This window comes from Roseinatronobacter ekhonensis (genome assembly GCF_900499075.1).
Classification (GTDB): Bacteria; Pseudomonadota; Alphaproteobacteria; order Rhodobacterales; family Rhodobacteraceae; genus Roseinatronobacter; species Roseinatronobacter ekhonensis.
Genome location: NZ_UIHC01000084.1, coordinates 1 through 7,578, shown reverse-complemented (window position 1 = coordinate 7,578; position 7,578 = coordinate 1). Strand labels below are relative to the sequence as shown.

4 protein-coding genes and 2 pseudogenes are annotated in these 7,578 nt (G+C 59.1%); all 6 read left to right on the top strand.

Annotated features, from left to right (window positions below; all coding sequences use genetic code 11):
• Window positions 1-488: 488 nt before the first annotated feature.
• The 6 genes and pseudogenes from ROE7235_RS18220 (at window position 489) to ROE7235_RS18200 (ending at window position 7,557) form a co-directional block, all read left to right on the top strand.
• The gene (locus tag ROE7235_RS18220) at window positions 489-959 is read left to right on the top strand and encodes a hypothetical protein (protein WP_121097161.1); all 471 of its coding nucleotides are present in this window, start codon (window positions 489-491) and stop codon (window positions 957-959) included.
• Window positions 960-1,000: 41 nt separating this feature from the next.
• Window positions 1,001-1,150: pseudogene (locus ROE7235_RS20895) on the top strand (ArdC-like ssDNA-binding domain-containing protein); the annotation flags it as partial.
• Window positions 1,145-2,323 (top strand): annotated as a pseudogene (locus ROE7235_RS18215) (ParB/RepB/Spo0J family partition protein); the annotation flags it as partial. The pseudogenes ROE7235_RS20895 and ROE7235_RS18215, both read left to right, overlap by 6 nt.
• Before the next feature lie 83 nt (window positions 2,324-2,406).
• Window positions 2,407-3,000, top strand: a complete 594-nt coding sequence (locus ROE7235_RS18210; protein WP_121097154.1) for a regulator — start codon at window positions 2,407-2,409, stop codon at window positions 2,998-3,000.
• Complete coding sequence (locus ROE7235_RS18205) at window positions 3,000-3,656, top strand: DUF6927 domain-containing protein (protein ID WP_121097151.1); 657 nt, start codon at window positions 3,000-3,002, stop codon at window positions 3,654-3,656. The genes ROE7235_RS18210 and ROE7235_RS18205 overlap by 1 nt, the downstream gene beginning before the upstream one ends.
• Before the next feature lie 121 nt (window positions 3,657-3,777).
• The gene (locus ROE7235_RS18200; RefSeq protein WP_245964026.1) at window positions 3,778-7,557 is read left to right on the top strand and encodes a strawberry notch family protein; all 3,780 of its coding nucleotides are present in this window, start codon (window positions 3,778-3,780) and stop codon (window positions 7,555-7,557) included.
• Window positions 7,558-7,578 lie beyond the last annotated feature (21 nt).

The window sequence follows — 7,578 nt, the reverse complement described above, 5'->3', positions numbered from 1 at the left end:
GGCGGCAGCATCCGCTTCAGCACAGCCGTTTTTCGTTCCAGTGAATAGCCCAAGTCATCATCCTATCCCGCCCACCTGAGAAATAGAGGAAAAGTAGAGCAGCGGACAACATCCCTGACAGACGGGGATCGCCAGCCATCTCAACTTGGGTAACCTTTGGTTCGATATCAAAAAACTTGGACCAACAAAAACGTTTATGACCCTAGGGTATTTGTTAGAACGCATAGAAAGAATTCAGAAGCCGCGTAGCTACGCATTCCACCTTCTGCAAGGCCTCACCACCGGAACTATTGCGTGGGAAACATTGCTTCAATCCAAGAAAGTAGGACAGAGTCTATCATAGCCGTTAGACACTGAATTATGTGGTGGTAACGTGAGAAAGTGAAAGTTGCCTTCTTGTTTTAGGACTGTCTTCAGGAACCCTTGTGGGGTGTTCCTGATGGGTCCAGGCCGGTTTCCGGCCTGTCTGTCCTGACAAGGAACCTCTCATGCAAACTGAAGTTTTGCGCGTGCTTCGCGCGGAGGCACGATCATGGTGGCGACATCGAGAACTTAGAAGATCTGGCGACCTAGATGAGGCGCGCAAGCTGGAACGGCAAACCATCCGCCGCGACGTTGCCTATCTCCGTACGGCCCTCAACAACGCCAATGCCTATGTAAGCTGCGGTGGGGGAGGGACCATCCTTCACCTCGGGCTAACAACCGTCTCGCTCTATGCACCGGTTGAACGATTCCCACTCGCCAGCTTGGCCATCCGGCTTGAAACACCTCTGATCGACTGCCGCCCCGTCCGCGACATCATCGCCTTCGCAAACTTGCCGAAGGTCACGATGGACGGCGCGGTTGATCCAGAACCTTGGACGTCCTCCAGCCGAGTATCGCTACGGACATATCTCGATCTTGTTGAACGCCTTGGCGCACGCATCATCAACGATCCGCGCATCAATCACGCACGCTAACCCAACTCTCCCAATCAAACCCAACCGAAAGGAGGCCAGCCATGGCCCGTTCCCGCACGTCCAAATTCGACGCACCCGAAGCCATCACCAATGAACTCATCCGCATCATCGAGCGTGGTGTTCTGCCATGGCGCAAACCATGGACCGCAGGTGGCAGCGCGCGCCCGTTGCGCCACAACAGTGAGCGGTATGGTCTCATCCATCCCGATATTCGCGCCGCTGCGCGCGCCAAGACAATCACGCTCGATACGATGAAGGCTTTTGCCGATCATCCAAGCCAAGACGTGCAACGCGAAGTCTTCGAGGCACTGACATGCGACGACAGCTATGTGCAGGCCTATACAGTGCGACAGGCGCTCAAGACCCGCGGTGTGCAGGTCAGCGACGATATCGGGGCGTTTGTGCGCGAAGAGTATGAGGCGCGGGGTGGTCCCATCGCGGCCGATCTGCTCGAAGAGCATTCCGTCCTGGAAGACATCGCCTTAGTCGAGACGATCATGGTCGAAAAACTCACCGCCGCCGCGGAAGAAGCACGGGTGGAGATGGGCTTTGCGTGGGCCGAGTCTCTGGTGCGCTACGACTATGCGACGATGGCGGAATATGACACCGATGGCATCGTTTACCCTGCTTCGCTGACCCAGGACCTCAAGACCGAACGGGCAATGGCTCTCGGAGCTGCGATGACCTTGCATCCCGAAGCCACTCTCGATCTGACCTTGTTCAAGCTGGTCACGGACGTCCTTGGTGGTATGAGCGCAACCCACGGCATCAAGGTCGAGGCGCGCAAGGAATACCGCAGCCATGCCAAGATGGACGAGATCGATGGCACCTCACTGGAGCAGGTGGCCGAGGCGCATGATGCACTCGATCTGTCTTGGGCCGATGAGGCGAAGTCTCCTGCGGATCAGTTTGCGGCGTTCCGAGCACTTGAGGCGGGCGAGAAGGCCAAACTGGTCGCCTATGCCACGGCCAGCACGACGCAATCCTGTTTCGCGCGCAGCCGCCAAAGCGACAGCCTGATGTATGACTTCGAGATTGAGATCATGCCGGATGTTCGCGCCCATTGGACGCCGAACGCGGCGCTGTTCAATCGCTTCAAGAAGGCGTGGCTGCTCAAAATCCTTGGCGAGGAACTGGGGCTCGCGCAGGAGGCGGTAACTCTGGCCTCGATGAGCAAGAAGGAGATCGTCGCCTTCTGCGACAAGCTCTTTGCCGAGCCCTTTGCGACCCTCACGGAGGCACAGCATGTAGCAGTCGCGGCCTGGTGCCCGCCGATGATGCAAACGACCGGTGGCGCCAGTTTGGTTGTCGATGCGGTGGAAGAGGCCGCTCAAGTCGAGATGGTTCAAGCGAAAGCCGCCTGATCCAAACATCGACCCGCGCTTGGGAACAACCAAGCGCGGGTGAGTTCGCAACAATCCCTTGAAACATCAAGAAAGACATCCCCATGGCTATTCTCAAGTTCTCCGCGTCCGCTGTTGCGGCGCAAATCGCGCATGCACGCTCCTGTGCAACCTTTCTGCCCAACTGGAATGGGCCAATCGACAAGCCCGCCCTGATCCTCATCGTCGGGAACGGCGTGCATCTGCGCTCTAACGGCATTGACGGCTCCACCACCCGCATCGTCACCACCGAGCACTCCGATCCCAGCTTTGCCTTCGCAAATCGCATCAACCCGTTTCGGGACAGCGATTGGATGGCACAGCGGCAAATGGCGTTCCGTGATCTGACCGGGCAGTTTTACACTGACATTCTGGATGACGTGCAAACACTGATTGATCGCGGGCGGGGGGCCATTCGGCTGGCAACCGACGGCCATTCCATCCGCGTCTTCGTGCGCCGCGCGTCTGACTTCCTGATTGGTGGAACCTATGAGGTCCCATCAGGTCTGGGCGGGCGGTTTCGGGTGGTGCTCAAGGACGCTTGCGATACCTTCGCAATTGTCCAGAACTGCGGCAACTGTGAGGACTTCGACGCCATGCAGCCCTACCGCGTGCCGCTCGACGCTCTTATGGAACTTGAAGACCGGAGGGCAGCATAATGGGGTGGCTCTTCTACACCGATCGGCGGGTTCAGACCTACGCCGATGAGAAGGCAGAGATTGCACGTCTCTGCACCTTCGAGACCGATACGCGCCGGACGACTCTGGTTAAAGCCAGCAAGGTTGGCTCGACATGGTATGCGGCGGCGAAGGTTGAAAGCCTCGGTCGCACGTCTTTGGAAGACCGGACCTACATGATCGACGATGATGGGTCATTCACCTTCGGGGCGGTGTTTCTGACGCGCACTGACGACGGGTGTTGGGGTTACAAGGACATGGAGGAAAGCGCCGGTCCCTGCGAGTCCCGTGCGCCGATGAGTATTCTTCATCTCCTGTCGGAACTGAAAGACCCGGACAGCTACGCGCATGCTTGGCGCCAGCGGTGTCGGGATTGGGCCGCGATCCCTGATTATGCAGAGGGTGACAAGATCAAGCTCGCTTCCCCTGTGAGCCTCAGCGATGGCAGCACCTGCCAGATCGTCACAGCGACCCATTACAAGCGTGGACGTCAAAAACGGCGTTGCTACCGTATTGAGGAAACCGGTAGCCTTGTGCGGCTCTCAAAGGCGTCATTGGCGGGGTCGGAGCTCATCAGCAGTGAAATGGCTGAAGGGAGTGCTGTGCTAGCGGAGTTTTTTGCCCAGCAGAGGCCGTAGGAGACCCCCACAGCGTGTTTTAGATCTCATTCCAGCCCCCTTGGGCCTCCTCCACGCTGTAAAGCGTAGAGGAGGCTTTTTGTCCTGTGAACCTCAAACCGGATCACAAAGGACAAAAATCATGGCCCATCCCAACCCGAAGCACTCCGATCAAAACCCATCTAATGCGCAGTTCAAATCCGCCCTGTCGCTGATCGCCGCCGAGATCGTCCGCGAACCTCTGCGCAGCTCCTTCCTCTCGAAGATCATGCGCGACACTTTTGGGGGCAGCGATGCCAGCGGTGCTTGGAATTGGCGCATGGCCTACGACATGATGCAGGCTGCAGCGGTTCAGGCGCTTTTTTTGGACGCGAACGAGTCCGACCCGCTTGGCACCGCGAAGAACATCGCTATGCGGCTTTTGACCGAAACCCGCCGTTCCGAGCAGCAAATCCGCCTACAACAATTCTCGACCCCACTGCCTTACGCAGCCCTCGCTGTGCGCGCGGCGGCGATCCGCACCGGGGAAACCGTGCTGGAACCCTCTGCGGGAACCGGCTCGCTGGCGGGTTTTGCCAAGCAGAAAGGGACCAAGCTCCTACTCAACGAAGTCGACCTGTTTCGACAACGGCTGCTCGATGTGGTGTTCGACGCGCAGACGACTGGACATGACGCCGAGCATATCGATGATCTGCTGACCTCACCAACCGCACCCAGCGTTATCGTGATGAACCCGCCTTTTGCATCCTCAGTTGATCGCTCGCGCGACAAGCACATCGCGGCTAAGCACCTCATCGGGGCCGCCAAACGATTGGCATCGGGCGGGCGACTGGTCGCGATCATGCCGATGGGCTTCACCCTTGAGCGAGACGCAGCACATTGGACGCGCGCGATGAGCCTCCTCACACCGCGTCTTGCCCTGACCATTCCCGGTCATGTCTATCGCAAGCTCGGCACCAGCGTTGATACGCAGCTCATGGTCTTCGATAAGGTCCAGGACGACCATAAGATGATCCGCGTATCGGTTGAGGATCTCGACGCAGCAGTCAGCGTTGTAGAGCAAGTCGCCACGACGCGCCCGATTGTAGCGCCCGTGACGGCACCACGCCCAAAGCATGTTCACGGCCCTCTGACGCGTTCTGAGCACTCCACAGGACGCAAGCCCGCTGAAACAAGGGTTGCTGCTGCCAAAACGCCCAAACACGCTGCAAGGCCGCTTTTGTTCACCACGCTGGAGACACCGCGCGAAAACACCCCCATTTCCGAGATCTATGCCCGCTACCGTCCGCAAAGGATCGATATCGCTGGCGCACAAGAGCACCCAACGCCGCTGGTCGAGAGCATCGCCATGGCGTCGGTCGCGCCGCCGGTGCCGTCGCTTCAGGCCGCCGAGGGTCTCCGCCTGCCGAACCGCTTGATTGCAGAAGGCCATCTCTCTGAGGCCCAATTGGAAACCATCATCATGGCGAACGACGCCCATGCGCGCGATCTGCCGGGCAAGTTCACCATCGATGATGACCAGACAAAGATGCTGCGCAATGATGACGACGCAGAGGCGCGGGCTTACCGCTTGGGGTATTTCCTTGGTGACGGCACCGGCTGCGGTAAGGGCCGCGAATGTGCGGGACTCATTCTGGTCAATTGGCTCTGTGGGAGGCGCAAGGCTGTCTGGGTCTCCAAATCTGCAACGCTGATCGAGGACGCGGTGCGCGACTGGACTGATCTTGGCGGTTCGCCCGCAGATATCCAGCCCCTCTCCAAATGGAAGCCCGATCAGCCTGTCACCATGAGCGACGGTATCATGTTTGTGACCTACGCAACGCTCCGCTCCGCAGGCAAATGCGGCACCACACGATTGAACCAACTTCTGGAGTGGATGGGGGACGATTTTGAAGGTGTGCTGGCCTTTGATGAGGCCCACGCCATGCAGAACGCTGCCGGATCGGAGCAGGGCAGGGGGGCAAAGCCGTCCCAGCAAGGTCTCGCTGGGCTACGCCTGCAACTCGCCACGCCGCGTGCCCGCGTCTTCTATGTCTCGGCGACGGGGGCCACATCGGTCCATAATCTCGCCTATGCCTCCCGCCTCGGGCTCTGGGGGCAGGGACCCGAATATCCCTTCCCCAGCCGCGAGAGCTTTGTCTCAGCGATGGAGGCGGGAGGTGTCGCAGCCATGGAGGTGGTCGCACGTGATCTCAAAACGCTCGGGTTCTACACGGCGCGGGCCTTGAGCTTTGACGGCGTCGAATACGATGTTCTGGAACATGCGCTGACACCTGCACAAACGGAGATCTATGACGCCTATGCGGGCGCGTTCCGCACTATCCATCACAATCTCGAAGCGGCGTTGACCGCGACTGGCGTCAATAATGCCTCCGGCGAGACAAATGCCTCTGCCGCAAAGGCGTCTGCGAAATCACGGTTCGAGAGCACAAAGCAGCGGTTTTTTAATCATCTGCTGATGGGCATGAAAGCCCCGTCCATTGTCAGCGCGATTCAGCAAGACCTATCTGACGGCTATGCCTGCGTCATCCAGGTGGTCTCCACGGGCGAAAGCCTTTTGAAACGGCGCTTGGAGATGATGGACCCGGATGATGAACTGGTCGAAGGGGCGCTGACGCCCCGCGACTATGTGCTGGGCTACCTCGAACAGGCGTTCCCGATCCACACCCAGAAACTTGTTGAGATTGATGGCAATGTGGTTGCAGAGCCGCTGCGGGATGAGACAGGGGCTTTGGTCGTTTCCCGGGAAGCGCTCGCCCTGCGTGATGAGGCGATGATGGACCTGATGGCACAGGCCCCGATCCCGGCGGCGCTCGACCAGATCCTCTGGGCGTTCGGGGATGAGGCGGTCGCGGAAGTGACGGGGCGGTCGATACGCCCGCTCAAATCCAGCGACGGAGGGCTCTTCATCGAGAAACGCGCCCCGAGTAGTAACTCGTCGGAGACCCAAGCTTTTATGGATGGAGAAAAGAATATCCTAATCTTCTCGGATGCGGGTGGCACAGGGCGATCCTATCATGCGGCGCAAACGGCCAAGAACCAGAAACGGCGTCGCCACTACCTGCTGGAACCCGGCTGGCGCGCGGATGCGGCCATTCAGGGGCTTGGGCGCACGCACCGCTCGGCGCAGGTCAGCGCGCCGTTTTTTCGGGTCTGCACGTCGGATGTGCATGGCGAGAAGCGGTTTACATCGACGATCAGCAAACGCCTTGATCAGCTTGGGGCGCTCACCAAAGGCCAGCGCGAGACGGGATCGCAAGGCATGTTCCGCGAAGAAGACAATCTCGAAAGCCCCATCGCGCGCTCGGCGCTGCGTGGATACTACGCCGATCTTGCCGCAGGTCGTGCCGAGGCGATGGGGTATGAGACCTTTGCCGATTGGACAGCGTTGAAACTGATCGACAAGGACGGCGTGTTGCTCGAAGAACTGCCGCCGATCCAGCGGTTTCTCAATCGCGTGCTGGCGCTACCGATCCATATGCAAAATGCGCTCTTTGCGGAGTTCATGCAGCGCATCGCGGATCAGACCGAGCGTGCGCGGGACGCGGGCACGCTTGATCTCGGGGTTGAGACATTGCGGGGCGAGACGATCAAACAGGTCTCGGCGGAGGATCTTTGGACGTGTCCGCAATCTGGTGCGGTGACGCGGATTATCGGATTGGAAGTCACAGACCCGGTTCATGTCGCAATCGCAGAGGCGGTTCTTGGCAACAACTTCGACAAAATCCCAATGGTCAACCGCGCGTCGGGGCGGGCGGGGCTGATCTCAAAGCGCCCGATGCAGATGTATGATGAAGACACCGTCACGCTGATGCGTGCGTATTCCGGGGTCATCCGGCCAGTGATTCCGAAAGTATCCGGCCACCCATTCCGATTTTATCCGGCCACTGATTCCGGAGCATCCGGCCACCCTGTGATGTGATGCTGCGAGGCAATCTGTAAC